Source organism: Crystallibacter degradans (assembly GCF_012952295.1).
GTDB lineage: Bacteria > Actinomycetota > Actinomycetes > Actinomycetales > Micrococcaceae > Crystallibacter > Crystallibacter degradans.
In genome coordinates this window covers 1-26,545 of the sequence record NZ_JABBCH010000011.1, presented here as the reverse complement: position 1 = coordinate 26,545, position 26,545 = coordinate 1, and the positions used below count along the sequence as shown (strand labels likewise).

Genomic DNA, 26,545 nt, shown 5'->3' with positions numbered 1-26,545 from the left:
GAAGCAGGGGGATCCGAGGGAGCTACGCCTGCTGCCGCTTGAGTAAAGTTGCCATATGCGCGGCATTGCACATCCCGATCCTTCGCTCGGGAACAGCTGCAAACCGATATTCACAGCAGCGTCACAGCAGCTGTACAGGTCCTTCCGAAGCGCGGGGCGAATGCTCGGTCTCATGGAGAGTAAGCCGAACCGAGGCTGGTTGGCGCGGCTGCGCGGCTCCACTTACCTGCCGTGGATCATTTTCCTGGCCATCGTGGTGCTTCTTTTCATTGGCGCCGGACTTTATTTGTGGTTCACCCGCGGTTTGCCGATCCTGAACGAGGTATTATCTGGCACGGATTACGGAACGATGCGCCTCTTACGGCATCCAACCTGAGTTTTTGCAGGATGCTGACCACCAGCACCCCTTCTCACAGGTCCATGCTTACCGGATTCTTCAGCCGCGCTGTTATCGGCGCTATAAACTGCTGCCCGGCGCGCACGGTTACGCCCGCATCCCCGCGTCTGGTTGCGGGCAAGGCCTGCAGCGTCGATGTCCCTGAGACGGTGCAGCACCTCATCGAGGTCGTGAAGGTCTGCCACTGCCGCACAGAGCAGCCGCTGCTGGTCTTCCCGGGGATGGGCTGCGGTTCAACGCAGGAGTTTCCGGGGCGCCGTCAGGAATGGAGGAGAGCATCTCCAGCAGGCTTTCGGCCATTTGGTGTCTCTGCACTGTCAGGGTTCCCAGATGTTTCAGCTGCTGATCGTCCACGAATGCCCGGGATCTTCGCCGCTACAAGATTTTCTTTGAAGATTTCCCTGTCGCCCGGTGGCGGCAGCGACGCGTGGCTGATCAGCATTCGGTTTCCTCACCAGTGCCTCGCCCACCCTTCCCGGCCGGACCGGTGTCGTAGGGTGCGATGGTTGGTCAGCCTCGTGCGGGCCCTGAAGGCTGGCTCGACGCCCCGGGCTGGTGGAAGAACCTGGTGACCGATTCATGAACGCGCTCCACACGATGAATGTTTTGTCGGTCCGCTTCTTGAGCCTGAGAAGAGCGTAAGCACTTCCGGGGCTGAGGGACACCCTGCGGCGCCAGGAAAGGACGTACAGCTACTTCACAGGGCCACAACAGGGGCGCGGGAATGCGGCCGCAGCCGACATATCCGCTGCAGGTATCTGCCCGTACGGGTGGTGGTCCCGACAGCTTCTGGAGGGCACCATGAAGCCGCCGGGCATGCCCAGTCTCGCGGCTCAGACGGGTGCTGTCACGGTCTCTGCGGGCCCCAAAGTTGGGGGATTGAAAGGTCCTAAAAAGCGGGCGGCAGCGCGACTTTCCGACTAGTCCTCTTGCTGTCTGCGGTCCAAACCACCCTGAGGTCGCCCCGACGGTGGTCTCGCCCCCGCCCCACAACCGGCGGGAGCTTCCTGCACGCGCCGTTGCCTCTCCACGAAACCCGGCCGGGCGTCGTCCCATTCGGCCCAGGTCCGCATCGGAATCGAGTCCTTGAGGAGCGCAGGCTTCCACCTCACCCCCGGTCTTCAACCCCGGGCGTTCAGGGAGAGCGCGATCTGATCGACCCCGTCCAAGCGCCGTTTCCGCTTGGGCACGATCAGCGGCTCGAAGGATCCCTCGCGGTCCCACGGCACCTCGATCTCCACCGGCCCGATCTCGGTCAACACGGTCTTGGAACGGGTGCTATTGCGCATGTTTGCCGCGATCGGAGCCCGCCGTGCTCGTGGCCGAGGTGCTCGGCCGTTGTTGGTATTTGCCGCCGGCAGCAGTCGGGAGTATTGGCTGCCGCCGGCGGCGTGGCCGGCCTTGATGTTTAGAGGCCGGAGTAGGAGTGCAGGCCGGGGAAGTAGACGTTGACCACCGCGAAGTTGAAGATGACACACAGGTAGCCGGTGATCGAGAGCCAGGCCGCCCGGGTGCCGTCCCAGCCGCGGGTGGCGCGGGCATGGAGGTAACCGGCGTAGACGACCCAGATCACGAAGGTCCATACTTCCTTGGTGTCCCAGCCCCAGTAGCGTCCCCAGGCAGCCTCGGCCCAGATGGCGCCCGCCATGAGGGTGAAGGTCCAGAGGATGAACCCGATGGCGTTGAGCCGGTAGGCAAGCTGCTCCAGGCTGACGGGGCCGGGCACCAGCCGCAGCAGCCCGGCCGTGCGGGGTTTGCCGCTTTTTTCCTGGCGGGTTTTTGCCAGTTGCAGGACTGAGAGCGCGAACGTCAGGGTGAAGATCGCCGCGGACAGGACCGCGACGGAGACGTGGATGATGAGCCAGTAGCTCTGCAGGGCCGGGATGAGCTGCGCAACAGGGGTGGGGAACGCGATCGCTCCGGCCATGAGCATGACCAGGACCAGGCCGGTGATGAAGGTTCCGAGGAAACGCAGGTCCCGGAACAGCAGCGCCGTGAGGAACACTGCCATGACCAGCATGGCGCCGGTTGTCGTGAATTCATACATGTTGCCCCACGGCACACGGTGGGCGGCGATACCGCGGGTGACCACACCGGCGGCATGGACAACCAGGCCCAGGATACCGACGGCGACGCCGATTCGCGCCGCGGGCCGCCGCAGGGCCTTGTAGCCCATGGCGTCGTCCACCACGGCGTCGTTGTGGTTGTTTGCCTTGCCGGCACCGGAACCATGGGACCATTGCACTGTTCCCAGGGTGCCGGCAGCCGCAAGCGCCGGCTCCTGCGCCGGTTCCGCCGGCGCCGTCGTGACCTTACGCGCGCGCACCAAGTCGGCGGCGAACGCGATGAATGAAACCGTGTAGGTCAGGGCGGCCAGCAGCATGAACAGCTCGCTGTACTGGCCCAGGGTTTCGTTGACCGTTGTCATGGTGTTGCCTGCCTGTTCTGATCGTTCGCTTTGTTCCAGTGTGCGGTCAGGGCCGATCCGATCCGGATGGCTTCCTTGGCCAGGGAATGGTCTTCTCCGCGGGCCAGAAGCCCGTACTCGACCATGGTGCGTCCGTCCTCGTGCTGGCCGGCACGGATCCAGACCCTGCGCCGCGCGGTCGTGAGCGTGATAATCAGGCCGAACAACGCCAGCGTGGTAAAGACCAACGCCCCCGCCTTGCCCGGATCGTAAACGATGTCCAGGGCTACGTAGCGTTTCAGCCCTTCGAAGGTGATGGATCCCTTGCCGTCCGGAAGTTCGTACGTCTGGTAGGCGCCGAGCACAATGCCGCCGTCCGGCATGTCCCTGCCGTTAAGCTGCGTCAACTCGGTGGTATCGAGCTGGTAAACCGAAACCGCGTTGCCGTCGTCGAGCCCGAGGTCCCCGGTGTAGGAGTTGAGGTTCAGCTGGGGGTTGTACGGGTCCGGATCCGAGCCGAAGGCCACCCCGTCCTCGTCCACCATGGCCGTGGGCAGGAAGAAGCCAACAAAACCGAGCTGGTCGGGCCGGGCATCGGGTGCCTTGATGACGATGGTCGAGTTATAAGTGGCATCGGTGGGAAGTGAGGCGACCGGTCCTTGGAGTGCGATGTTACCTTCGCCGTCGCGGACCGTTATCTCCGGGGCGTAACCGTTGCCGATCAGGTACACGTTCGTGCCGCCGAAACCGATAGGTTCATTGACCCGCAGGGTTTCCTGCCGCGGCGTGTCCGAAGGACTGTCCTGGACTGTCATATCCGCCGTGAAGTCTATGGGGTTGCCGTAGCTGGCCGGGTTGCGGTCGAACGTGACGTCAAAATCGTTGAGCGTCAGCGAGAACGGGACGAGCGCCCCGGGGTTGAAGTTGGTGCCGGGGAAGAAGGAATCGTAGCCAAGTTCGGCGTTGGTGAACCCCTCGCCTTCGATGATGAGCTTCTGTGCCCGGTAGCCGAGCATGCCGCCGACGGCAATGGATACCAGCACACCGATCATCGCGGTGTGGAAGACGAGGTTGCCTGCTTCTTTCAGGTATCCACGTTCGGCTGCCACCGAGGGCAGGTCCGTGCCGGTATCGCGCAACTGCACCCTGTAGCCGCGTCGGCGGAGGACGTTGGCTGCGTCCTCGATGGCCCGGCCCGGGGTCAGGTCCGTGTCGGCGGCGACGGTCATTGTGCCGTATTCAGGCAGCCTGGACAGGCGCCGGGGGGTCCGTGGCGGCTGGGAGCGAAGCGCTTTCCAGTGCTGGACGGCCCGCGGGATGACGCACCCGATCAGGGAGACGAAAAGTAGCAGGTAGATGGCGGAGAACCAGAGCGATGAATAAACATCGAACAGCTGGAACCGGTCCAGCCACGGTCCTAACCCGGGGTTGTCCTGAATGTACTGGGTCACCACGGCAGGGTTCGCCGGACGCTGGGGAAACAGCGACCCGGGCACGGCCGCCACTGCCAGCAGCAGCAGCAGCTGAAGGGCAGTTTTCATGCTGGTCAGTTGACGCCAGGCCCAGCGCAGCATCCCCGTCGGGCCCAGCCGGGGCATAGCGACGTCCTCGCGGCCAGGTTTCTGCGGCGGGGAACTCGTTGTGGTGGTCATGGCTTTTCGGGGCCAGGAGCGGCTAAGGCGTCCTCGATAATCGCCTTAAGGGTGCTTTTTTCAGCGATACCCAGGATCCGGGCGGCGACGCGGCCTTCCTTGTCCAGCACGAGGGTCGTTGGTACGGCCTGGGGCGGCACGTAGTCGGTCAGCGCGAGCAGGATCTGGCCGTTTTTGTCTTTGAAGCTCGGATATTCGATGCCAAAGGAGCGCTCGAACGCGGCTGCGGTGGGTGCCTCGTCGCGGGTGTTGATCCCGTAGAACTTTACGCCCTGAGGCTCGAACTCGGCGTGCAGGGCGGACAGGTCAGGGGCTTCAACCCGGCACGGCGCACACGCCGCATACCAGACGTTCAACACGGTTACCTGGCCTGCCCAGTCATCGTTGGCCGCCGTCGTTCCGTCGAAAAGCTGACCGCTGAACCGGACAGTATCGCCGCGGATTTCTGCAGCGTATTCGGCAACCGAACCGTCGCCGGCTACATAGCTGTTGGTTCCGGCGTTGACCTTTTCCGCCAACGGATCTTCGACTGCGCAGCCGGAAATCAGCAGCGAGGCAAGAACAGCAGCGGCAGCGGCCTGGCGGCGGCTCAGTAGGGAGAGTTTCATCATTCTTTCTTTCAAAGTCCGGTTCATCGAGCAGCGTCTGCGGCCCGTCAGACGGGTGTGAGGAAGGTTCCGGCGAGGTTCTGGAGCTGGTAGATCCAGAGCATCCAGATGCCGGAGACCATCAGGACCCCGACAAGGATCAGCAGGCCGCCGCCTATGAGGTTGAAGGTCCGGATGTGGCGACGGATAAAGGCCAGTGTGGTCGTCACCCAGTTCAAGCCCATGGCGACCATGACGAACGGGATGCCCAGGCCCAGGCAGTAAACGAAGCCGAGCAATGCGCCGCGCCAGGCGCCGCCGGTCGTCGTGCTCAACGCCAGTACCGCGCTGAGCGTCGGTCCCATGCAGGGTGTCCAGCCGAGGCCGAAGACCACACCGAGCAAGGGAGCCCCTGCTATGCCGGTTTTCGGCTTGACCGGCAGCCGCATGGTCCGCTGCATCAGCGAGAACTTTCCGATCAGCACCAGGCCCATGACGATGACGAATATGCCGAGGACTCTGATGAGGAGATCCTGCCAGCGCAGCAGCCACCCGCCGATCGCGCCGAATGCAGCGCCATAGAGCGTGAACACGGCGGCGAATCCCAGGATGAACAAGCCGACACCGGTCATCACCCGGCGCCTGTTATCCGGAGCGGCAGGATCGGCCAGGCCGGAGACATACCCGAGGTAGCCGGGCACCAACGGCAGGATGCAGGGGGAGATGAAGGAAACGATTCCTGCGGTCATCGCCAGGGGAACTGCTATCAGCAGCGCACCCGACTGCACCATCTCCGCGAAATACACTCCAATGGTCAACGGTATGCCTCCGGCCCGGTGCGTACCCCAATCAATGGGCGAACCTGGCGTCCACGCTGCTACGGTCGGCGGCAACGCCGGAAGAGGCAGCGGAAGGGGATGCGGTGTCCGAGCCGGTCAGGAAGAGGGCTGCGACGGCGGTTGCTGGAAGGACGGTAAAGCGCTTCATGGCGGGATTCCTTCGGAAAAGTGTGCTCAAAAAACTGCTGGCTATCAGTGACACAGTGCCCGGCACCTGCTGCAGGGCATGCGGAAACGGGCCTTCCCCGCATGGGAGAAGGCGCCGATTCTAGGTACGGTTGATAGAGAGCTGAACGAGCGAAGGAGAATAAAGGCCCGAGGGGACCAACATCGCCGGCTGCGGGGGTGCACGCAGACCACGGCGGCTTTCCACCCGGAGCTGTTGAGGGATGAAAAGCAGCACGACACCGGCCACGATGGTCATCAGGACGCAGACGGCGCCCATCAAGGTGTGCCCGCTTTCGCACAGGTTGGCCCAGCCTGCAGCCTGCAGAGGTTCGGGCGCAGTTACTTCCGGTGCGACCGCCCCTTGAGTCGCTGCCCCCACGTCGTGACCGGAGACGGCCATGACTGACGTGGTACGCTCAACGGCGCTCATATCCGGGGCAAGATAGGACACGTTGAGGATATGCACCCCGAAAATCCCGGCGATCACCGCGGCCAACCCCAAAAGCAGTACCAGAGAGTGCTGCAGAGACAGGGAAAGGTGCGAATTGATGGGGTAGCTCATCATTCCTGCCTTTCCTGCCAAATAGTCCCGCCCCCGTGCTCAAGGGTATCGAAGGGTGGGGCCACCGGCGAATCCGCCAAGTCCCGCCCCCGGTCCGGCCGTTACTGGCCGTCATCACTTGCCGTGATCTGGTCAGCATGGGCCGGCGCCAGTTCGGCGTTCAGGGAAAAGTGATCGTGGAGACTGACATCGAGCACTGCGGCCACCTGCTCTTAGCACCGCACGAAAGCAACGGCTGGCGGACCGGCGGCCGAGGGGACCTGATGATTGCAGCCACAGCCTTGGGGCATGAAACAAAGTGTTGTCTCCGAACTTAGGGCCGTAGAACTGCTTTCTTTTCATCCATTGAATGAATGTCGCACCTTTGGGCGGCGTCTCGCTGAACCCGACAGCCCTCGGTTCCCAACCTAAGCAGCAGGACAACCTCGGACTAAGACAAGCGAGGAGGGCAACCGGTGCTCCTACGATGACGGATTTAGTCCATGAACCGGTTGGAGAGAGCAGGAAAGGATTCACAAGTGCCTACCCAGGTCTCCTCGGATGAAGCAGTTGGGCATTAAGCGCGACGATGATCGCGGAAACCGGCATGAGGGCTCGTCCTCCAGGCTAACCGCGCCGGCGTGTCCATCGCGGATGAGATGAAGCATCGGGCACCCCGTTTGATCCAGGGCCAGTGTGTTCGTGCAGCTCGCGCTTCACCAAGCGGGGAGCGACCGCGGCGCGTACTTGTTGGTCCGTTCGCTCTTCCTCGCAACGCGCGATTCTCTCGGCTTAACGCCTTCACGTGTCTCGGCCGCCCTCCGCTTCTGGAATCTCAAAACATTGGCCGGGAGCGGTGCTCCATCATGATGATGCACCTTCGATAGGCGCTTTAAGGATCCAGTGGGAGGTCAGACCACCCGGATACATACCACCGGCAGCGGTCTGGGAGGATTCGGAGTGGCAGTGCATCGGGTACGCCCAGTCCTCCTTCCGTGCATGCCAGACCGGATCGACCGCGTCCGGCGGCCGCTTGATCGGGATAATGGCATCCTTGGATTCCATCCCCCTGACCTTGATGACGTCTTCCCACTGCTGGATGCAGACGTACCCGTTCTCATCCACGAACCCCTCGGTGCGGGGCCAGTCCACGTTGTTGCAGCGCACGCTCCACAGGTGGTTGCCGTGGAAGTGCATCTGGTGGTAGACAATCCCGCAGTTGACCAATCGCACCAGCTGACCGCCGCGCAGTGAGCCGATGGCCGAGCCCTCGGCGAACTCCCGGGCGTCGAACTGCCGCGGGTACCCAGAAATGGTGGTCTCTTCATCGGCGGCCCGGTTCAACGCCTCCGTTGCGGGTCATGCCCATGGACTCGTACCCGCTGCGGCCGTTGAGCGTGAAGTACCGCGGCACGGCCTTCTGCCGGACCGGGTCCACCGTGCCGCCCTTGGCCTCGATGTTTGCCCACACCGGATCGACGGCATGGCAGAGCCAGACCCACTGGCGTTCGAACTCGGCTGCGTCCGGCGAGATGCACCATGCGTCCGACGGGTCCATGACCACCAGCGCTCCGTACAGGCCCAGGGTCCGTTCCACCGGCTGGTTGCCCGGATCGCTGTAGATGTAGACACCGGGTTCCGGCGCTTTCAGTTCCAGCATGCCGACCTTGCCGGGAGCGATTTTGCCCGTGCTGACATCTTCGCCGTCGTCGCCGGCCTTGTGGATGGCCAACTCGTGCTCCTTGGCCAGCCGGTTGTGCACGCGCAGCGTGATCTTGCTGCCGGTTTCGGCAACGATCACGCGCTCGGGCATAAAGCTGCCCCAGTAGCTCCTCCGGACGTAGTACTGGCCCGGATTATTCGGATCCGGCTGCAGCGGCGTCGGCGTACCGCGTGGCGGTTCCGGTGCCCCTACCGGGTAGATCCGGCTGTCCACCCAGGTGTCGTCCTTCAGGAAGACCTTGGGCTTGATGGTGAGACTGGGATTGGCATCGTTCTTCTCGGTGGGGCGGTCGCCGAACCCGCGGAAGTAGACCAGCGAGTCATCCACCATCTTGAGGTAGCCCTCGTTGATGTAGACGTCCAGCACCTCCCGGTCCGATTCCAGCAGCTTTGCGTCCGGAGCTTCCGCTTCATCGCTCGCCTCGTCAGTGGGCTCCAGATCCTCAGCTTCGTCGGTCGCCTCGTCAGTCGGCTCCAGATCCTCAGCTTCGTCGGTCGCCTCGTCAGTCGGCTCCAGGTCCTCAGCCTCTTCAGTAGCCACGCCGGTCGCCAGTCCTGCGGCTAGATCGGTGGGCTCGGGTGCCTCAGCCTCTTCGGTCGGCGTCGTGGTTCGCGCATGGGCCGGCTGCGCACCGGCCAGTGCCAGCGCGCCGAGCCCTGCGGCGGCCCCGTATTTCACAAAGCTCCAGCGGCTCACCGGCGCGTTCTCGCCAAAGGAGGCCCCGCCATCGTCGTTTTGCTCGCCGTTGTTTTCCAACTCATCCATGGCCGTGCTCCAACCAACTGGGCCCGCATATTATGACGGGTGCTACGCCGGCCCTTACTAGTCCTCTAAATATCGTGCGCGTGAGGCCGTTTGGAACCCCGGTTCCTTCGGTCCCAGGCAAGTCAGTAAATTCCCCAACTACTGTCATCATTTCCGTACCCCAATTACGTATGGATGGTGATTGTGACAGCTTGCAGCGGCCACCTTGGAGAAAAGTTTGGGATCGCAGGCGACGAAGCGAAAACCGTAAATAAAGCCCGCGAATCCGAGCTGTCAACGACGGTATGGTTTTCCCGCATCGATGGCCAAGGCCAAACAAGATCGGGATCATGAAACGAATTGGCCGGCTGGCAACTGTTAGCACGCCGTCTCCTCCGCCATGTCCGAGGTCTGTCCGGCGTAGCCATACTGCGCATTCAGATAGGCTCCATGACGGCTTCCGTACTGGATGGCCCAGGGGCTAAGAGCCGTCGAGAAGTACCAGGGCTCGCAGCTGACCGTGTAAGGCAATCCGGGTAACCCCGTTACGCACGCGACTGGCCAGCCCCAGTTTGAGAAGTCGACAGCGGCCGGAACCGGATTTGTGTTGTTGCGGCGACGGAATTCATGACGACGTAGCGTTCAAGCCAGATCGAGTGCGCGCCTCATTTCGTGACGATGGTGGTCAGAGCACCGTTGTCGGTTGACCGGTCCAACGGCGGCGTGTACTAGGCGATGATCGCGTTTTCCATGTAGGCTCCGGACCCGTCCCATCGCATTTGCTGAACGACTGACTTTCCGCCACGCCCTTCGTACCTTGTTCCAGGTACTGGGGACGGATGAAAGGCAGGCTTCGGCAGGACTGCCACCGTTTGACGGAGCCACTCGCCTGGGGTGGAAAGCATAAGAGCGCCCGGTTTCCCCCGCTGAGCTGCGGCTGGCGCAACGGCCCACACCTCTTGCGTTGAGTCATATGTTGCCAGCGACTGCGGTTCATGACAGTCCAAAGGGCCGGGAGATAACACCTTCGTGATGTGTCAGTAACGGGCTCCGCGGTTGACTTGAGCAGATCTTTTGGTGTTCAGGGGAGGGACAGCATGAGGAAAAAGGCGAGAACTGACGTGGTCGCAAACCGCCCGGTGGAGCTTCAGGGCCGGATCGCCACGAGTGAGGGTGTGGGGGAGGGCGCCGTTCTGACGTCCGATGCACCTGACCATTCCATCCGCTGGCGCCCGGGTGAACGGTTGGAGCGGCTTTTTGAAGACCGTTGCGACCAGCTCCGGATACAGGGATTGGGCACCCGGCTTGCAGTTGATGCCGGGGATGTCCGTTTGACCTATAAGCACTTGGACGAGCACGCCAACCAGCTCGCACGCCACTTGCTGGTGTTGGGAGCACGCCCCGGTGACCGCATTGCTCTGCTGTTCGACCAGCCGTGGCGTGCCTATGCGGCCATGCTGGCCGTACTGAAGATCGGTGCCGCGTATGTGCCGATGGATCCGGCGTTTCCCTCCGACCGGTTGAAATACATCGTCGAGGACGCCGACGCTGCCATGGTGCTCTCGCTCACCCATCTGAAGGACCTGCTGCCTGAAGTCGCAGCTCCCGTGATGTGCCTCGACCACGAGCATCTGCACATAGCCGGGTGCGAATCCTCCCGCCTGACCGACTTGTCGGACTGGGGCACACCCACCGAGCTGGCGTACATCATCTACACCTCCGGCTCGACCGGCCGGCCCAAGGGCGTGGCCGTTGACCATGCCAGCATCTGCAACTTCGTCCGTGTGGCCTCGGACGTCTACGGGATCCGGTCCTCGGACCGTGTCTACCAAGGCATGACCCTGGCCTTCGACTTCTCTGTGGAGGAAATCTGGGTTCCATGGCTGGCCGGGGCTACCCTGGTGCCCAAACCCGGCGGGTCGAGCCTGCTCGGGGCCGAACTTTCAGCGTTCCTGACGCAGAAGCAGATCACCGCGCTGTGCTGCGTGCCGACCTTGCTCGCCACCATCGAAGAGGAGCTGCCGGATCTGCGGTTCCTGCTGGTCTCCGGGGAAGCCTGCCCTCGGGATCTGATCGTGCGCTGGCACCGGCCCGGTCTTCGCTTCCTCAACGTTTACGGTCCGACCGAAGCCACTGTCACCGCAACATGGAACGTTGTTGATCCGGACCGTCCGGTCACGCTGGGAGTGCCGCTGCCGACCTATACTGCAGTCATCCTTGACCCGGAGGAGAACCGGGCACTTGGCCCGGGCGAAACAGGTGAAATCGGCCTGGCCGGCGTAGGGCTGGCACGAGGCTACGTGAACCGCGACGACCTGACCGAAAAGGCGTTCATCCCCGATTTTCTCGGGATCGAGAATAACCCGTCAGCGCGTATCTACCGGACCGGGGACCTGGGCCGGATCAACGCGGAGGGCGAGATTGAGTATTTCGGCCGGATCGATACCCAGGTCAAGATCCGCGGTTACCGGATCGAGCTGACAGAGATCGAGTCCGTACTGCTGAAGGCCCCCGGCGTGGCCCAGGCGGTCGTGGGCACCTATGAGCCGGCGCCGGGCTTCGTGGAGCTTGTCGCGTACTACACCGTCCGCCACGACACGGCTGACCCGGATGAACAGAAGATCCACGAGATGCTCCGGAAGCTCCTGCCCGGCTACATGGTGCCGGCGTATTTCGAGCGGCTTGAGGCCATCCCGATGATGGCCAGTGACAAGGCGGACCGCAAGAAGCTGCCCGCCCCGACGAACAGGCGCAGCCTCACCGGTCCTGACAGCTACACTGCCCCGGCGGCCGGAACGGAAGAAGCCCTGGCAACGCAGCTCGGCGCAGTCCTGGGCCTGGAGCGGGTGTCCGCCGAGGCGAACTTCTTCGAAGACCTGGGAGCGAACTCGCTGCTGCTCGCGCATTTCAGCGCCAGGGTCAGGAAGCACACCGGGCTGCCGCCGATCGCCATGCAGGACGTCTACCAATCCCCGACGGTCCGGCAGCTGGCCGTGGTCCTGGACGCTGCACAGTCCGCAGCGGACCTTGAACCGGCAGCGTCGACGCCGCCCGCAGCGGTCCCTGCCGGCCCGTTGCCGGGTACGGGCAGCTTCGTTCTGTGCGGTGCCATCCAGCTGCTGATTTTCCTTGGCTACACGACGTACGCCGCGTTCCTGCTGGTCTTCGGCTTCACCTGGGTTTCCGAAGGCACCAGCGTGATCGACATGTGGGTCCGGTCCGTCGGCTTCGGCGCTGTGATGTTCGTGGCGCTCTCCATCGCCCCCATCATGATGAAGTGGATACTGGTCGGCCGTTGGAAGCCGGCCGAGATCCCGCTCTGGAGCATGACCTACATCCGGTTCTGGGCCGTCAAAACACTGACCCGGGCCAACCCCCTCGTGATGTTCGTCGGCTCACCCCTCTACATCCTCTACCTGCGCGCGCTGGGGGCGAAGATCGGGAAGAACGTGGTGATCTTCTCCCGCACCGTGCCGGTGTGTACCGACCTGATCACCATCGGAGCAGACACCGTCATCCACAAGAACTCGTTCTTCCTCGGCTACCGGGCCCGCTCCGGTGCCATCGAGACCGGCCCGGTGACACTGGGACGAAACGTCCTCATTTCCGAGAAGACCACCCTGGACATCGGATCCTCGATGGGCGACAACACCCAGCTCGGGCATGCCTCTTCACTGCAAAGTTCACAATCAGTCCCGGACGGGCAGACCTGGCACGGATCCCCGGCCGTCCCCACGAACGCCAACTACCGGACGGTCGAACCCGCGAGCTGCACCACCCGCCGGAGGGTCATCTACAGTCTGCTGCAGCTGTTCAACCGCTTCGTCCTGGTCGTCCCTGCCGGCCTCATCGGCCTGGCCATGCTGCTCCCGGACTACCTGGAGAGCCAACACCTGCAGCTGGACAATCCGCGCTTCTACCTCGACGTGCTGGCCTCCACCGTGGTGCTGTTCGCCACCGGACTTCTCACCGGCCTCGTCATTGCGTTCACCGTCCCCAGGCTCCTGAACCTGGCGCTGAAACCGGATACTGTCTACCCGCTCTACGGCGTGCATTTCACGATCCAGCGGATGATCGCCGGCATGACGAACGTCAAGCTGTATAGGGACATCTTCGGCGACAGCTCATACATTGTGTATTTCCTGCAGGCACTGGGATACGACCTGGGCAAAGTCGAGCAAACCGGGTCGAATTTCGGCCCCGAAGTCGCACATGAAACGCCCTACCTGAGCTCCGTCGGTTCCGGCACGATGGTCTCGGACGGGTTGAACATCATGAACGCGGATTTTTCCAGCTCGTCCTTCCGCGTCTCGCGCGTCACCATCGGCGAACGCAATTTTCTCGGTAATGACATCACCTTCCCTCTCGCGGCGCGTACCGGAGATAACTGCCTGCTCGCGACCAAGGTCATGGTCCCGATCGACGGGCCCATCCGGGAAGGTGTGGGCCTGCTCGGATCCCCGCCGTTTGAAATACCCAGGATTGTCGACCGGGACAAGGAATTCGATGAACTCAAGAACGAAGAAATCAGAAAGCCGCTCATTAAGGCCAAGAACAAGCACAATATTGTGACCATGGGGCTGTTCCTGTTCGTGCGGTGGTTCCTGTTCTTCGAGGCGACACTGCTCGCGGCCATCGCCGTAACCTTCTACGATGACTTCGGTGCGCTGGCCGTGGGCGTCGCGACCCTTGCGTTCCTGGTCGTGGGCATCCTGATCAGTGTGGTGGCCGAGCGCTCCGTGCTGGGCTTCGGCCGGCTGAAGCCGCAATACTGTTCCATCTACGACCCCTACTTTTGGCACCACGAACGGCTGTGGAAACTCCTGGCCGTGGCCCCGTTCAGCGGCACGCCCTTCAAGTCCATGATCTGGAGACTGCTCGGCGTGAGGGTCGGGAAGCGGCTTTACGATGCCGGCTGCGACATTCCGGAAAAGACTCTGGTCTCGATCGGCGACGACTGCGCGCTCAATGAAGGCACTGCCATCCAAAGCCACTCGATGGAAGACGGCACCTTCAAATCCGACTACATCACCCTCCGTGACCGCTGCTCACTGGGCGTCGCGTCCTTCGTCAACTACGCAGTCACCATGCGGAACGGGTCGACGTTGCTGGCCGATTCCTTCCTGATGAAGGGCGGAGAAGTCCCGGAAAACGCCGTGTACGGCGCCAATCCGGCACGCGAGATAAGGGACAGCAGCGTGTACCTGCCGTCCCCGGTCACACTTCCGCGCATCCCCCGTCACCGCGCCATCCGCCGGATGGGACTGGGGAGGCCGACGCGAGACCATAGAACAAACCCGGGCAAGCACGAGGGCATTCCCGCCTAATCGCGCCGGACGATCGAGAAGCCCGGCCGCACACTATCCAACGTGCGATGCAAGTGATCGATCGCGGTAATGACGTGGCTGGCCCGCCTTTTCGGACTGTTTTTGGCAAGCCGGGCGGCAAGGGCCGGCAGATGAACTCATCGACCCTTTTCCGGGATGCTGCTTCCCGCACGCGATGTGGTCAATCTGCTGGTGCGCCGTATCCGTCCTGCCCTCGAGGGAGCCGGTGACATAGACTGGGGGGACGCGTCCTTGGAGCGTTTATGGACCGATGGCATTGGCGCTGACCGCCAGCGGCGGGCCACGGCCTTGGGGCGGGCCTACCCGCATTGATGGTCCTCTACACTGGCTCCCTGACCGGCGAAGCTTGATGCGGAACTATCCGTGTCCGCTGCTGTGGCCGAAATGCTGTTCCCCGTCCGATCAGTCCATCAGGAGCGAACTAACCAAGTCAGCAGTGGTGGGCGAGGGGTCGACCCCGAACTCCTGGCGGAGCTTGATCCGAAAAGACTGGTAGGCGCGCAGTGCTTCCGCCTGGTTTCCCTCGGCCAGGTAACCCTGGAGTAACAGCCGTTGCGCGCTTTCGCGAAGTGGGTCAATGGTCGTGGCGGCGCGAGCCGCTTCCACCGCCGGTTCGATCTTTCCCTGCAGCAGGAATTGCCTGGCCAGCCGTTCGAGCACGGAGAGCCGCCAACGCTGCCAACGCTCCTGTTCCGCAATGACCCAGTCTTCATACCAGCCAGGTAGCAGTTCAGCCTCCAGGACGGAATCGAGCATGCTCTGCGGGAGGTCCGGACCGGTCTGCTCTTCCACGCGGGATGCCTGCGCCCTGATGTCCCGGACGTCAATCCGGGCCCGCTCAGCCAGATCCAAAGAATGCAGCGTTGGTACCAGGAGCTTCGGCAGATTCCGGTTCACCACGAAGACACTCTCCCGCAGATTGCCGAATGCCTGATGTTCGGGGCGGTCCGGCCATAGCAAACCGGCCAGAAACGTCCGGGGTTGCCTGCCGTACAACGCCAGAGCGGCGATAAGGCGCTGCTGGCGCAGGGCAACTGTGACCGGTTGGTCTCCGCGGTGCAGCTGCCATCCGCCCAACAGCTGCAATTTCCAAATTCGATCGGTAGCCATAGCTGTAGTGACCCCCACAGTCCCACTCCACAAAGAGCCAGCCGGACCGTCCGGCCGCGGCTCCCCTCGCGGGCCCCACCGCTTGGAACCTTCAGCATCGCCAAAGCGCGATTCCCTGTCAATGAATGGTGCAAGCGAATTCAGGAAAGCCCAAGGTCCAAGAAAAATCCAAGGTTTTTTGGCACTTATCCGATTTCGTGACGAGGCAGTAACAAACGGATAACAGCAGTTGCAGTCAACTGTTGCTGTCAGCAAGGGAGGCATCATGGACCGTCAATCGGCCCACGGTGGGGGGATGCTGGGTCTCACCTCAACACCGCGACGGCAAATCAGCCCACTCAGGGCTTCAAGACCCCTTGATTCATCGGACCTCGTCGTGCAGAAATTCGGAGGTTCATCTATCGCCGATGCGGACGGCATTAAGCGCGCCGCACAGCGCATCCTGGAAACCCGGGCAGCCGGGCACAACGTTGTGGTGGTGCTGTCGGCCATGGGAGACACAACAGACGACCTGCTGGACCTCGCGGCCACAGTCTCACCGTCACCGGCCCCACGCGATCTCGATTTCCTGCTTACCACCGGCGAATGCATCTCCATCGCTTTGCTGGGTATGGCCTTGGCCAACCTGGACGTTCCGTCGCAGCTGTTCACCGGTCACCGTGCCGGCCTCAAGACCGACGACGTTCACGGCAAGGCGCATATTGTCGACGTGGATCCGCGGGAGCTGCGCACCGTCCTGGCCGGCGGCGAAATTCCCATCGTGGCAGGCTTCCAGGGGACGGGTGTGGGGTCGAAGGAAATCACAACCTTGGGCCGCGGCGGTTCCGACATTACCGCCATCGCTCTTGCCGCCGCCTTGGGTGCCGGTATATGCGAAATCTACACGGACGTCGACGGCGTCTACAGCGCCGACCCCCGCGTGGTGCCGGCCGCCCGGAAGCTGGAGGCTATTACCAGCGCCGAAATGCTGGAACTCGCCGCTTGCGGCGCCAAGGTACTCCAAGCACGATGCGTGGAGTATGCCCGCCGTTTCGGCGTCCTCCTGCACGTCCGCTCGTCCTTTACCCACTTGAACGGAACGCTGGTGGTCCCGGACGGGGGCCGCGTCGGCTCGGGACCGGGGGCCTTCACCGAGCGCCCGGTGATTTCCGCCGTCGGCTATGAAAACAGCACGGCCAGTATCCGGGTCGAGTCGGTTCCGGACGTTCCGGGCAAGGCCGCCCAAGTCTTCGCTGCCCTGTCCACCGTTGGTTCCGCTGCCGACATGGTGGGCCAGAGCGTCTCTGCCGTGGCTGGCTACAAGGACATGGTCCTGGCACTTCCGGCGACGGAGGCGGCGGCCGCCTGCCAGGCCCTCCAGGCAGCGCGGCAGACGATCGGCTTCAGCACCCTGCACTGTGATGAGCACATGGGCAAGCTTTCCCTCACCGGCGCCGGTATGCGTCTCGACCCTGAGGTGTCCTACCGCTTCTTCAGGGCGCTCACGAATGCAGATATACCCATCAACCTCATATCCGCCTCGGACTTCACCTTGAGCGTGCTGACCCGCGCCGACCTGCTCGACGCTGCCGTCCTGGCCGTCCGCCGGATGTTCGGCTGGGAGCCCGGTACCGCACCGGTTACCGTCCCTGTCCTTGCACCTCCTGCCGTCGTTCATCTTGCCCAGTAAAACCCTGGCCCTGCGATCGGAGCAATCATGACTTTGCAAATGGAACCTGTGAATTTCACCCGCCCGCATGTCTCGGGCCCGTTGCCCGGGCCGAAATCGGCCGAACTGCTCTCGCGCCAGGAAAAGCGCGAGTCGAATGCGCGCGCCTATCCCCGGCACCTGCCGATCGCGATCGCCGACGCCGCAGGATCATTTGTCCGTGATCTCGACGGGAATGTCTTCATCGATTTCCTTGCCGGTGCCGGCGTCCTCTCGCTCGGTCACAACCACCCGGAGCTCGTCGAGATCGCCAGAAGGCAACTGGGCACGCTGGCCCACGGACTGGATTTTCCGACGCCGGTCAAGGACGCCTTTATCGAAGCACAGCTGTCCATGCTTCCGCTGGGCATGCGTGACCGCATGAAGATGCACTTCTGCGGACCAACCGGGGCCAATGCTGTCGACGCAGCGGTCAAACTGTGCAAGACAGCGACCGGACGCTCCGAGATCATCTCCTTCCAGGGCGGTTTCCACGGCAGCAGCGCCGCTGCCATGGCCCTGACCGGCCTTGTCGAGCAAAAGCGGCCGGTAGCCAACGGCATGCCCGGAGTGCACTTCTTCCCCTACTCCTACTGCTCGCGGTGCCCGGTGAACCTCCGCCCCGAGACCTGTGCGATCAACTGCATCGGCTACCTGGAGAACTCCCTCCATGATGGCAACGGCGGCATCCCGCTTCCGGCTGCGGTCATCGTTGAAATGGTGCAGGGCGAAGGCGGAGTGATCCCGGCGCGGCTCGAGTTCGTCCAGCGGCTGCGGCAACTGACGCGGCAGCTGGAGATCCCGCTCATCGTCGACGAGGTACAGACCGGCTGCGGCAGGACCGGGACTTGGTTCGCGTTCGAGCAGTACGGGATCGAACCGGACGTCATCGTCGCTTCGAAAGCGTTGAGCGGCATCGGCACGCCGGTTGCCCTGATCATGTACGACGCTTCGCTTGATACCTGGGCACCCGCAGCCCACACAGGGACCTTCCGCGGCAACCAGTTGGCATTCGCCACCGGAGCAGAAGCCGTCCGCATCGTCCAGCGGGACGGAGTGCTGGATAACGTCCGCGAACGCGGGGAACAGGTAGCCGGCCTGCTTGCACCGCTGGAGTCGCTGCCGTGGGTACGCGAGATCCGCGGCCGGGGACTGATGTGGGGCATCGAGCTGCAGGACCCGGAAACGGGCAGCCCTGCAGGCGACCTCGCGGTCTCCGTCCAGGAACAGGTGCTTCGCCTCGGACTGATCCTCGAAACCGGCGGCAGGAACGGCTGCGTAGTCCGCATGCTGCCGCCGCTGAACGTGACAGCCGACGTGACCGAGTCTGCCTGCCGGATCCTGGTCAATGCGATCCAAGCGCTGATGCCCCGGACACAGGAGGCAGAATAAGCGCCCGTATCGGGGGGCAGTGAAAGCGTGCGGGCATATTCCCACCGAACTGGCCGCGCTAAAGTGCCTGTCTGGTCACCCGGTCCCTCGCCCCGGCCGGTACCGGCAGAACCCGATGGACAGGCGCTGGAAGCCTGCTTTGAACGCGTTCGCCATCACCTTCAGCGACCGGTTCCCGACCGCTGAAAGCTACGAATGGAAACCGCCGGGTAGACCGTTAACGGGATAGTCCCCCGGCCACGGGAAACTCACAGAGAGAACGTCTATGGTGGGAAAACCTCTAAAGAGGTGCGTGGGAAAGACCGGTGGTTTGAACCATTACTGCGTTGGTTCGAACCACCGGTCCTTCTTTGAATCCAAGATGCCGTCGTTCGGCATATGGAAACGGGTGCGCGGGACATGTATGTCGGCCCACAGTCCACGCCGACAGCTTGACGGGGTGAAGGCGTCTCTCGCCTAAGAAGGATCAAAAGCGGTCCGGGGGAAACCCGGGGGCCGGAAATGAGGACCGCATGTCACAGCATGATGCCCCTGCGGTGGCAGAACGTATGCCGTTGCTGTTCCGCCGGTTGATTTTGGTCGGCACGCTATGCGCGCTTGCCGGGGTTTTGGCGGGTCAGTTCATGATGGGACCTCAGATGCTCTCGGTGGCGGGAATCGCGGTACTGTTCACCGGACTGACGTATAACGGGACAGGCGGGCGGAAGCTGCTGTGGATTTGTGCGGGAGCTGGATCGGCGTGGACCGTCGCGACGCTTATCTCCGGGTGGTTGCTGCTGGATGCCCTCGATAGTGCCATCGTCTCCGGCCGGAGTCTCGACGTTCCTGGCGCCGGGCTGTTTGTGTTAGTTGCGGGAGCGGCAGCTTTCACGCTGATGGTCGTTACTGCAATCGTGGCCGCAGGCGGAAGGTCGCGTGTGCGTCGGGAATCCGTACCGCCACCGGTTCCAGCAGGCACTTCATCAAGCTCTGCGGCTTGACCTCCACCTAGCTTCCGTTGTGTTGCTGCGGGTTGGAACAGGTATATAGCATGGCGTCTGCCATCGGCATTGGACAGTGCATTCCGGCCGCAGGGCAGGGCGATCTATGTCACCGGATTCGCTGGCATGCATTTGGGCGTCATTACCCTACGACGTGACCGTTGGACGACTGGAAAGCCAGAGACGATGCGTAATGGACGGTGTCGGGCCTCGTCCTGCTTGTGCGCTGTCCTAAGCCCGCTGGTACTCCTGGCCGTGGCCGGCACATGCGACGTTGTCCGGTTATCGTCGCCGTCTCGTCGAAGGCGAAATTGTTGGACATCATGAACTGCCGGGCTGCCTGCCCTGCGCCATGATTTCGCTCAGTTCCCGCACAGTCTGCGGCAAGTCTTTCCTTTCCTACCGGCGGTGCACCGCGTTACCAAGGACCCGGGGGCAACCCATGGTGCCCTGGCAGGAACCGGGCCCCTGCCCCGCCACCCACGGGGCTGCTGTAGCCAAGGTTCTTGGATCTCTCGCCGGGGTTCGGATTCGTCCCGGGTGGAAGCGGCTAGCGGGCCAGGTACTGCTCGTGCTGGCGGTGGGCTTCGGCGACCTGGGCGCGGATCGTGTCCACGTCCTTGGCCTTGTTGCGGTATTTCGGCTCCATGTGTTCGATCTGCCGCTCTTCCTCGCGCAGCGCGTTGTAGATACGCTCGCGCTCGGCGGGGTCGGCGGTGTATCCGAGGTCCAGGTAACTGACAGCGTGGCGGCGGGCGTTGTTGATCGCGGTCTGCGCTTTGCCGGCCTTGCTCAGCAGCGACGCCACGATGGTCACGACGAGCACGCCGATGATGACGGTCAGGGACAGGCCGGTGGTGATTTCGAAGACCGGAACCGGTTCGCCGCCGTTGACGAACGGCAGGTTGTTTTCGTGCAGGGCGTGCAGGATGAGCTTGGCCCCGATGAAGGCGAGGATCGCGGCCAGGCCGTAGGAGAGGTAGATCAGCCGGTCCAGCAGGCCGTCGATCAGGAAGTACAGCTGGCGCAGGCCCATCAGCGAGAACGCGGTGGCGGTGAAGACGATGTAGACGTTCTGCGTCAGGCCGAAGATGGCCGGAATCGAGTCCAGCGCGAACAGGATGTCCGTACCGCCGATGGCCACCATGACCAGCAGCATCGGGGTCAGGACTTTCTTGCCGTCCTGAATGGTGAACAGCTTGTCGCCGTCGTAATGCTCGGAAGTGTGGAAGAACTTGCGGGCCAGCCGGATCATGAAGTTGTCTGCTTCGCCGCTGCCGTGGTCAGGTTTGAGCATGTTGCCGGCGGTGATCAGCAGGATCAGGCCGAAGGCGTAGAAAACCCAGGCAAAGGAGTTGATCAGCGCGGCACCGAGGAAAATGAAGCCGGTGCGGGCGATCAGCGAGAACACGATGCCGAACAGCAGCACCTTCTGCTGGTCCTCGCGCGGGACCCGGAAGCTGGCGATAATGATCAGGAAGACAAACAGGTTGTCCACCGAGAGCGCCTTCTCCGTGATGTACCCGGCGAAATACTCCGAGCCCATGGTCGGCCCGCCGTAGATCAGTACGAGAATACCGAAGACAATGGCGATGCCCACATAGATGGCGGACCAGATGGCCGCTTCCTTCAGCTGCGGAACGTGCGCTTTGCGGATGTGGAAGAAGTAGTCAAAGGCCAGCAGGGCCAGTATGACCACTATCGTGATGCCCCAGATCAGGGGAGAAACAGTCAATGTATGCCTGCTTTCGTAAGGTGGGTAGCACTGAGGCGGGCAAGTCTCTCCGCCCGCCGTCCGGCTGGCCGCTGCACCCGGCAAGGCATCGGTGCCTGACGTGTTGACGTGTGCAGCGCTTCGGAATACTCCCTTACGCATTTTCACTCTACCGGGCTTGCAGTCGGAGACGAATACTCCCGGTACCACACCGGAAGCTGCCAAACCCGCGGTGGAGAGAATTGCCGGACAACGTAGCTCCCGCGTCCAGCTGTCGCTTTTAGCGCAGAAACACCTACAAAGGGGCAGTAAAGGCTGTACCGCGGCCACCGCCCCACAACCGGCGTCCCAGAGCGGAGGTGCCTATGCTTGTGGAGTCGGGGAGTTCAGAGGGCCGAATTGCAGAACTGAGGGATCATCGCTTCTCGTTCTGGCCTGAAGGGAACTCCTGATCTAGCTGCAGTAAGCACCGGTGCCATCAGTTCGTTGCTGTTCGAGCCCGGACCCCATGATCGGTCGCGACTAGGTGAATTCTGGGTCAGTAGTCGCCTCTCTGCGCTTTTCAGCGCTGCTACGTCGAAATTCCTTGAGGTTGTAGGCCAGTGCCCGGGCCTTGAACCGCGGTGGAGCGCGAGGATGTTTCCGCGGCGGTAATATCGACGAAGCGCCCGGTCAGGTGGGCCGAGGCGGCGATGCGATGCGTGAGCCACTGGTCCAGGTCCAGATCCCCGGTGGGGACACGATGGGTAGTCCTGTCTGCCGTCTTCTCTGCCGTCTTCGTCCTCGACGATGTTCTCCGGTTTTGGACCCTTTATGCTCTGGCTCTGGTTCGCCCTGGTTCGACACTGCAGGGAGGGGTGAGTTAGATTACGGGAATGTCTGAAGAGCAGGGAAGGCCCGGTTCCGCCGGCCAGGTAGGCGGGGTGGAGCCTGCGGCGTGGACGCAGACAGGACCGTCTGGGCCTCCGAGACCCGGACCGTCGGAAGTGCCTCCGCCGCCCGTACAGTCCGGGCCCCCGCGGCAGGTGAAGGCAACACGTACCCTGTGGCTTCTCAGTTTCCTGGCCGGATTCGTTGCCATCGTGTTCGCGTACCTGTCTCGGGATGCCCGGTTGGAGTGGCTTCGGGCACTTGCCGCCGAACTTGGTCCGGACCAGGATTCGCAGACCCTGGACGCCGTGGCGGCCCTGGCGCATTGGGGCAGTCTGGGCGTCCTGGTGCTTATCATCGTGATCGAGGCGCTGTTGCTGCGGCCGATGATGCGTCAACGGGGGTGGGTGCGCTGGGTGCAGTTGGGCGTCCTGTTATCCCATGGCGGTGCGGCCGTGCTCGCGGACGCAGTCCTCGTTGCCCCGGGCGGCGGGGAAGACTATCTGCGCCTGCTGCTGGGCGTACAACTGGTGCTGGCCGCCGCCGCCCTGGTCATCAGCGTGCTGCCCGGTGCCAGTAACTGGTTTTCGGGCAGCAGGAAACGTAACGCCGGCCGGGCCGCTGACGCCCGCGGCGGGGCGGGCAGCGCATAGCCGTTACATCCTGGAGCATTGGCAGGCCCCGGCTGCCTCTGCACTATCCGCGAAGTTGTGCTAATCGAAGACGGCGAGCGGCGGCGGAGACGGGTTCTCAGGCCAGGTCCATTCGCGTGGTGTAGTGCCGTTGCCGCGTTACACCACGCCACTTGACCCGGGTGGCCCACCTTTCCCGAGGAATCAGGCCTCAACGAAAGCGATATGCTCTCCACTGGGTATCGTGAAGCACTGAGTAACGGGGATTCGCCGTTTAGGTGGTTTTCGCGATCCTGAAATTGCTGCAGCCGGGCTTACCCAGGCACAGGCCGACCAACAGGGCATTAACACCCGCTTCGCCGATTTGGATCTGGCTGGAGCGACTGCCCGGCCGTGGACCTATGAACGCGACCCGCGGGGGCAAGTGGGCCTGCTCATCGACACGCTGAATCGTACCGGGGCCTGGGGCGTGGCGCCGCTGGCCGGGGGAGTGGGTCCACCAGGCATCTCTTGCAATCCGGGCAAAGGTGCCGACTACCACCCTGCATGACCAGGTGGCACGGTTCCCCAGTTACAGCGAAGCCTTCCAGACGGCCTTCGAAAATATCAAGTACCGCAAGGAAGAATGGTTTATGGTGGGCGCCGCCTGCGAAGGAAAACTGCCCTGGCATCAACCCTGCGACTGCGATACGGTTCCCCCGGCGGTGAATCCGTTGTCTTCGAGCCATGATGCGGCAGCGTCACGGGCGCTGCGCTTTGCGTCTCCGGAAACTTCCTCGTTGAGCTCGATGAGGTCTTCGGTGGTCAGTTCACGGGAGACCTCATTGAGCACCTCGACTGCTTCGGCATCAACGCGGTCTTCCCGGACCAGGGGCACCACCTGCTGGGCGGCAAAATTGTCCTTCGGGTCTTCCAATGTGATCAGGTTGTGCGTGGCAATCAGCGGGGAAGTGCTGAAAACGTTGGCTGCCTGGATCTTGTCTTCCAACAGCGCGTTCACGGTGACAGGTCCGCCGGAGTCATTGATCGGCACGAATTCCTGGGGTACGCATCCGTAGGCTGCCTTGAGTCCGGGAAGTCCCTGCGGCCGCTCCTCAGCTTCGGGCGGCATGCCCAAGGCAATACGGTCGCAGACCTTGCCGAGATCGGTAAGGCTCTTCAAACCGTACTCTTCTGCCGTGGCTTGCGTGACGACGATGGAGTTCTTGTTCTCCGCCGCTGCCGGTTCCAGCACGGCCAGGCCAGCAGACAGCTCGGCGGACAGGGCCTGCATGACGTCTTCGGCGCTGACGGCCGTGGCGTCAGAATCCGCGTAACGCAGCAGGTTGCCGCTGTAATCGGGAACCAGATCGATGGAGCCGTCCTGCAGCGCCCGAACGTAAACCTCTCGGGATCCAATGGACAGCCTGGTAGTCGCCGGAATGCCGGCCGCGTTTAGCGCGCCTGCGTAAATTTCCGCCAACGTCTCGTTTTCGGGAAAATTCGCGGAGCCCACGACTAAAGACCCGTTTTCAGGACCGGAGGTTCCACCGTTGTCGAGGGGATTCGATGTTGCACCACAGGCCGTAAGTGCCAAGACGGATAGGGTGCCCGCCGTCACGGCGACCCAACGTTCGGGGACTGCTCGCATGTCATGTTCCTTTCGATAATTCCTGGCACGGATGATGAGTTCCGTGCAACGGCGCGGGTCGACCCCGCTTCTCTCCGATAGGAATGTTGCCGCTGATCGCCCCGAGGTCCTCCAACGCGCTCAGGTGATATCCGAGAGTAGGAGCAGAAAGTTCAGTGGCATGCTCGATCGCTGCACGTAGTGAGGGGCCTGCCTCCGCGAGATAGCGCAGTATCTGGACCCGGACGCGATTGCCCAACACTTCGATAGCCTGTCGTGATTTCCGGTCATGACGTGCATGCCCAGGATCCCGGCGATGACGGCCAGCATCCCCGCCAACAGGCCGGCGCTGCGGAGGAAGACCATGACAGGGCCGCGTGAGTGGTTTGTCATGGTCTTCCTCCTTCCGTGCCGGTATAGCGTGACTGAGCGTACCGGCTCAGGCTGAGCCGGTACGCCGCCTGCGCGGCCAAGAGGTTCAACGTACCCGGGCGGAGTTTGGTTTCACCAGGTGCGGCAACTGGGCGTTCGCGGAAAATGGATGTTGGGGGTCACAGCGGGCTCGTTGAGACGGACATCAGCTATGGCGCCGGGGACAATTCAACACCTGCAAGCAGTCGGGCCGTGAATAATCACCGGAAGGGAACCACCGCGGCAAATGACCAGTCAGGCCGCCCCCCCGCTTGGCGGGAGCCAATTTACGTCGATGATCTATGGCTACCGATTCCGGGGCAGGTACTATGCAGAAATGGCACCTCAGCAAGTGACTTCGACGTTCGTCGCGATGGTAGCGTCGGCGCTGCTGCTTTCCGGTTGCGGCGCAGCCGGCACTGGCAGCGCCGCCGGCCCCGCCCAGTCCGGCGCGGCACCGTCCGCGTCGATCCCGGCTGGACGTCTGTTGGATCCTGATGCTTTCGCTTCAGCGATGGCGGAACCGGAACGGGTCACCATCAACGTCCATGTTCCGTTCGCTGGGCAGATCGCAGGCACCGACCAAATGATTCCGTATGACCAGATTGGGGACAAAGCCGCGAAGCTCCCCGCCGATGTGCAGACACCGCTGGCTGTTTACTGCCGTAGCGGTAGCATGAGCAGCACTGCCGTGCGCGCCCTCATCGCACTCGGCTACACCAACATCGTAGAACTTGACGGCGGTATGGATGCCTGGGCCGCTTCCGGTCGCCCCCTGCTGTCCAATCCACCGGAATAAGCTCACCACGAGGGCCAACGCGTGACCGCCAATAACGGTGTATTCGACCCAACGCGTCCCCCGCGCGTTGCAACGACCGCCAAGGAGTGACGGGTGATGGCTGTCGCCGCTCTCATCCTCTCCATAGTCTTCGGCCTGCCCGACGGCGCGCGCCACCTGATCCAATGGCACCGCACGGGCGACGCCGGGAACAGGCAGTTCTCTGTCAGGCCGGCATCCCCTGATCCGGCTCTACTGCCTGCACGGAACCAGTTTAATTACCACGCAGACAGGTCCGGCAGGCGCCTTGGACCCGGCCACATCACACACGAAAATTGTTCTGCTGGCAAGGAAGGCTGGCTGGGTGTGCGGGCCGCCGGGCGGGCAGATGCATCGCCGGCGGCCCGGTCGGTTACTTGAGGTAGGAGAAGACGCCCATCATGCCGCGTTCGGCGTGGTAGGCGTTGTGGCAGTGCGTGAGCCATTGGCCGGGGTTGTCGGCATCAAATTCGAAGACCACGGTCTGCTTGGGTTTGACGATGACGGTGTCTTTGCGGGCACCGTTGTCGGCAAGCTGGAAGGTGTGTCCGTGCAGGTGCATGGGGTGCCACATGTCGGTGTCGTTGACGATTTTGACCTGTACGCGTTCGTTCAGCCGGAGGTCGAAGGCGCCGTCGAGCGGTTTGGCCATGTCGAAGCGGCGGCCGTTGATGCCCCAGTCGTATTTCTCCATGGACCCGGTCAGCCGCATCTCGTGGACCCGGTCCGGCGGCTTGGGCGCGAACAGGACTGATTCGTCTGCTTTCAGGCGGCTGCCATCCGTGACGGTTCCGTCCAGCGTCTTGGGCATCCGCCCTGCCGGGGGAGGTGTTCCGATTCCGGTGCTGATCAAACCGTAGGCGTTGCCTTCCTTGCCTTCCGGCAGTGCCAGGACGGGCGTGTAGCCGTCGCGCACG

21 protein-coding genes and 2 pseudogenes are annotated in these 26,545 nt (G+C 62.9%); 9 read left to right on the top strand and 14 right to left on the bottom strand.

Annotated elements, in window-relative coordinates:
* The first annotated feature begins 172 nt into the window (after positions 1-172).
* Complete coding sequence (locus tag HGO92_RS16075; protein WP_169996590.1) at positions 173-376, top strand: hypothetical protein; 204 nt, start codon at positions 173-175, stop codon at positions 374-376.
* 1,145 nt (positions 377-1,521) lie between these two features.
* Here HGO92_RS16075 and HGO92_RS16070 read toward each other — a convergent pair.
* The 9 genes and pseudogenes from HGO92_RS16070 to HGO92_RS16035 all read right to left on the bottom strand — a co-directional run.
* A pseudogene (locus tag HGO92_RS16070) lies at positions 1,522-1,730 on the bottom strand (transposase); the annotation flags it as partial.
* 75 nt (positions 1,731-1,805) lie between these two features.
* Entirely contained in the window at positions 1,806-2,825 is a 1,020-nt protein-coding gene (ccsB, locus tag HGO92_RS16065) for a c-type cytochrome biogenesis protein CcsB (protein ID WP_169996588.1), read from the bottom strand.
* On the bottom strand, positions 2,822-4,456 hold the full coding sequence (gene resB / locus HGO92_RS16060; RefSeq protein ID WP_169996586.1) for a cytochrome c biogenesis protein ResB: 1,635 nt from the start codon (positions 4,454-4,456) through the stop codon (positions 2,822-2,824). Before resB ends, ccsB begins: the two co-directional genes overlap by 4 nt.
* Positions 4,453-5,064, bottom strand: coding sequence for a TlpA family protein disulfide reductase (locus HGO92_RS16055; RefSeq protein ID WP_240974691.1), 612 nt, complete (start codon positions 5,062-5,064; stop codon positions 4,453-4,455). The genes resB and HGO92_RS16055 overlap by 4 nt, the downstream gene beginning before the upstream one ends.
* A gap of 47 nt (positions 5,065-5,111) precedes the next feature.
* Positions 5,112-5,861: a cytochrome c biogenesis CcdA family protein gene (locus HGO92_RS16050; RefSeq protein ID WP_169996584.1), complete on the bottom strand. Its 750-nt coding sequence runs from the start codon at positions 5,859-5,861 to the stop codon at positions 5,112-5,114.
* A 31-nt stretch (positions 5,862-5,892) separates the two neighbouring features.
* Complete coding sequence (locus HGO92_RS16045; RefSeq protein ID WP_205834577.1) at positions 5,893-6,030, bottom strand: hypothetical protein; 138 nt, start codon at positions 6,028-6,030, stop codon at positions 5,893-5,895.
* Between the two features lie 120 nt (positions 6,031-6,150).
* The gene (locus HGO92_RS16040) at positions 6,151-6,615 is read right to left on the bottom strand and encodes a hypothetical protein (RefSeq protein ID WP_240974690.1); all 465 of its coding nucleotides are present in this window, start codon (positions 6,613-6,615) and stop codon (positions 6,151-6,153) included.
* 840 nt (positions 6,616-7,455) lie between these two features.
* On the bottom strand, positions 7,456-7,935 hold the full coding sequence (locus HGO92_RS23815) for a hypothetical protein (protein ID WP_240974689.1): 480 nt from the start codon (positions 7,933-7,935) through the stop codon (positions 7,456-7,458).
* Positions 7,916-9,079, bottom strand: a complete 1,164-nt coding sequence (locus HGO92_RS16035) for a hypothetical protein (RefSeq protein ID WP_240974688.1) — start codon at positions 9,077-9,079, stop codon at positions 7,916-7,918. The genes HGO92_RS23815 and HGO92_RS16035 overlap by 20 nt, the downstream gene beginning before the upstream one ends.
* Before the next feature lie 1,100 nt (positions 9,080-10,179).
* On the opposite strand from HGO92_RS16035, the gene HGO92_RS16030 reads away from it, so the two are divergent.
* Together HGO92_RS16030 and HGO92_RS16025 are read left to right on the top strand one after the other, a co-directional pair.
* Positions 10,180-14,385: a Pls/PosA family non-ribosomal peptide synthetase gene (locus tag HGO92_RS16030; protein ID WP_346768987.1), complete on the top strand. Its 4,206-nt coding sequence runs from the start codon at positions 10,180-10,182 to the stop codon at positions 14,383-14,385.
* 156 nt (positions 14,386-14,541) lie between these two features.
* Complete coding sequence (locus HGO92_RS16025) at positions 14,542-14,718, top strand: hypothetical protein (RefSeq protein WP_169996580.1); 177 nt, start codon at positions 14,542-14,544, stop codon at positions 14,716-14,718.
* Between the two features lie 90 nt (positions 14,719-14,808).
* Here the strand turns inward: HGO92_RS16025 and HGO92_RS16020 are convergent, their stop codons facing one another.
* On the bottom strand, positions 14,809-15,492 hold the full coding sequence (locus HGO92_RS16020; protein ID WP_169996579.1) for an AfsR/SARP family transcriptional regulator: 684 nt from the start codon (positions 15,490-15,492) through the stop codon (positions 14,809-14,811).
* Positions 15,493-15,892: 400 nt separating this feature from the next.
* Between HGO92_RS16020 and HGO92_RS16015 the strand changes: the two genes are divergently transcribed.
* The 4 genes and pseudogenes from HGO92_RS16015 (at position 15,893) to HGO92_RS16000 (ending at position 19,575) form a co-directional block, all read left to right on the top strand.
* A complete protein-coding gene (locus HGO92_RS16015; RefSeq protein WP_346768986.1) occupies positions 15,893-17,185 on the top strand; it encodes an aspartate kinase in 1,293 nt (430 codons plus the stop codon).
* Between the two features lie 27 nt (positions 17,186-17,212).
* Positions 17,213-18,595: an aspartate aminotransferase family protein gene (locus HGO92_RS16010; protein ID WP_169996577.1), complete on the top strand. Its 1,383-nt coding sequence runs from the start codon at positions 17,213-17,215 to the stop codon at positions 18,593-18,595.
* Positions 18,596-18,602: 7 nt separating this feature from the next.
* Positions 18,603-18,824 (top strand): annotated as a pseudogene (locus HGO92_RS16005) (hypothetical protein); the annotation flags it as partial.
* Positions 18,825-19,107: 283 nt separating this feature from the next.
* On the top strand, positions 19,108-19,575 hold the full coding sequence (locus tag HGO92_RS16000) for an ATP/GTP-binding protein (RefSeq protein ID WP_169996575.1): 468 nt from the start codon (positions 19,108-19,110) through the stop codon (positions 19,573-19,575).
* Between the two features lie 550 nt (positions 19,576-20,125).
* Here the strand turns inward: HGO92_RS16000 and HGO92_RS15995 are convergent.
* Entirely contained in the window at positions 20,126-21,310 is a 1,185-nt protein-coding gene (locus HGO92_RS15995; protein WP_169996574.1) for a TerC family protein, read from the bottom strand.
* Positions 21,311-22,314: 1,004 nt separating this feature from the next.
* On the opposite strand from HGO92_RS15995, the gene HGO92_RS15990 reads away from it, so the two are divergent.
* Positions 22,315-22,812, top strand: coding sequence for a hypothetical protein (locus HGO92_RS15990; RefSeq protein WP_169996572.1), 498 nt, complete (start codon positions 22,315-22,317; stop codon positions 22,810-22,812).
* Positions 22,813-23,461: 649 nt separating this feature from the next.
* Here the strand turns inward: HGO92_RS15990 and HGO92_RS15985 are convergent.
* Together HGO92_RS15985 and HGO92_RS24750 are read right to left on the bottom strand one after the other, a co-directional pair.
* The gene (locus tag HGO92_RS15985) at positions 23,462-24,421 is read right to left on the bottom strand and encodes an ABC transporter substrate-binding protein (protein WP_169996570.1); all 960 of its coding nucleotides are present in this window, start codon (positions 24,419-24,421) and stop codon (positions 23,462-23,464) included.
* 1 nt (position 24,422) lies between these two features.
* Positions 24,423-24,662 (bottom strand): winged helix-turn-helix domain-containing protein, encoded by a 240-nt coding sequence (locus HGO92_RS24750; RefSeq protein ID WP_169996569.1) that lies wholly within the window; start codon positions 24,660-24,662, stop codon positions 24,423-24,425.
* A gap of 486 nt (positions 24,663-25,148) precedes the next feature.
* On the opposite strand from HGO92_RS24750, the gene HGO92_RS15975 reads away from it, so the two are divergent.
* The gene (locus HGO92_RS15975; protein ID WP_205834576.1) at positions 25,149-25,610 is read left to right on the top strand and encodes a rhodanese-like domain-containing protein; all 462 of its coding nucleotides are present in this window, start codon (positions 25,149-25,151) and stop codon (positions 25,608-25,610) included.
* Between the two features lie 391 nt (positions 25,611-26,001).
* Here HGO92_RS15975 and HGO92_RS15970 read toward each other — a convergent pair.
* On the bottom strand, positions 26,002-26,545 hold a 544-nt coding region (locus tag HGO92_RS15970; protein ID WP_169996567.1), incomplete at its 5' end, for a multicopper oxidase domain-containing protein.

Excerpts from the sequence above, each read along its gene's own strand:
- ccsB (WP_169996588.1), bottom strand. The coding sequence starts at position 2,825 with ATGACAACGGTCAACGAAACCCTGGGCCAGTACAGCGAGCTGTTCATG.
- HGO92_RS16000 (WP_169996575.1), top strand. The coding sequence starts at position 19,108 with ATGTCACAGCATGATGCCCCTGCGGTGGCAGAACGTATGCCGTTGCTG.
- HGO92_RS16035 (WP_240974688.1), bottom strand. The coding sequence starts at position 9,079 with ATGGATGAGTTGGAAAACAACGGCGAGCAAAACGACGATGGCGGGGCC.
- HGO92_RS16055 (WP_240974691.1), bottom strand. The coding sequence starts at position 5,064 with ATGAAACTCTCCCTACTGAGCCGCCGCCAGGCCGCTGCCGCTGCTGTT.
- HGO92_RS16025 (WP_169996580.1), top strand. The coding sequence starts at position 14,542 with ATGCTGCTTCCCGCACGCGATGTGGTCAATCTGCTGGTGCGCCGTATC.
- HGO92_RS16040 (WP_240974690.1), bottom strand. The coding sequence starts at position 6,615 with ATGATGAGCTACCCCATCAATTCGCACCTTTCCCTGTCTCTGCAGCAC.
- HGO92_RS15985 (WP_169996570.1), bottom strand. The coding sequence starts at position 24,421 with ATGCGAGCAGTCCCCGAACGTTGGGTCGCCGTGACGGCGGGCACCCTA.
- HGO92_RS15975 (WP_205834576.1), top strand. The coding sequence starts at position 25,149 with ATGGCACCTCAGCAAGTGACTTCGACGTTCGTCGCGATGGTAGCGTCG.
- HGO92_RS16075 (WP_169996590.1), top strand. The coding sequence starts at position 173 with ATGGAGAGTAAGCCGAACCGAGGCTGGTTGGCGCGGCTGCGCGGCTCC.
- resB (WP_169996586.1), bottom strand. The coding sequence starts at position 4,456 with ATGACCACCACAACGAGTTCCCCGCCGCAGAAACCTGGCCGCGAGGAC.
- HGO92_RS16010 (WP_169996577.1), top strand. The coding sequence starts at position 17,213 with ATGACTTTGCAAATGGAACCTGTGAATTTCACCCGCCCGCATGTCTCG.
- HGO92_RS16045 (WP_205834577.1), bottom strand. The coding sequence starts at position 6,030 with ATGAAGCGCTTTACCGTCCTTCCAGCAACCGCCGTCGCAGCCCTCTTC.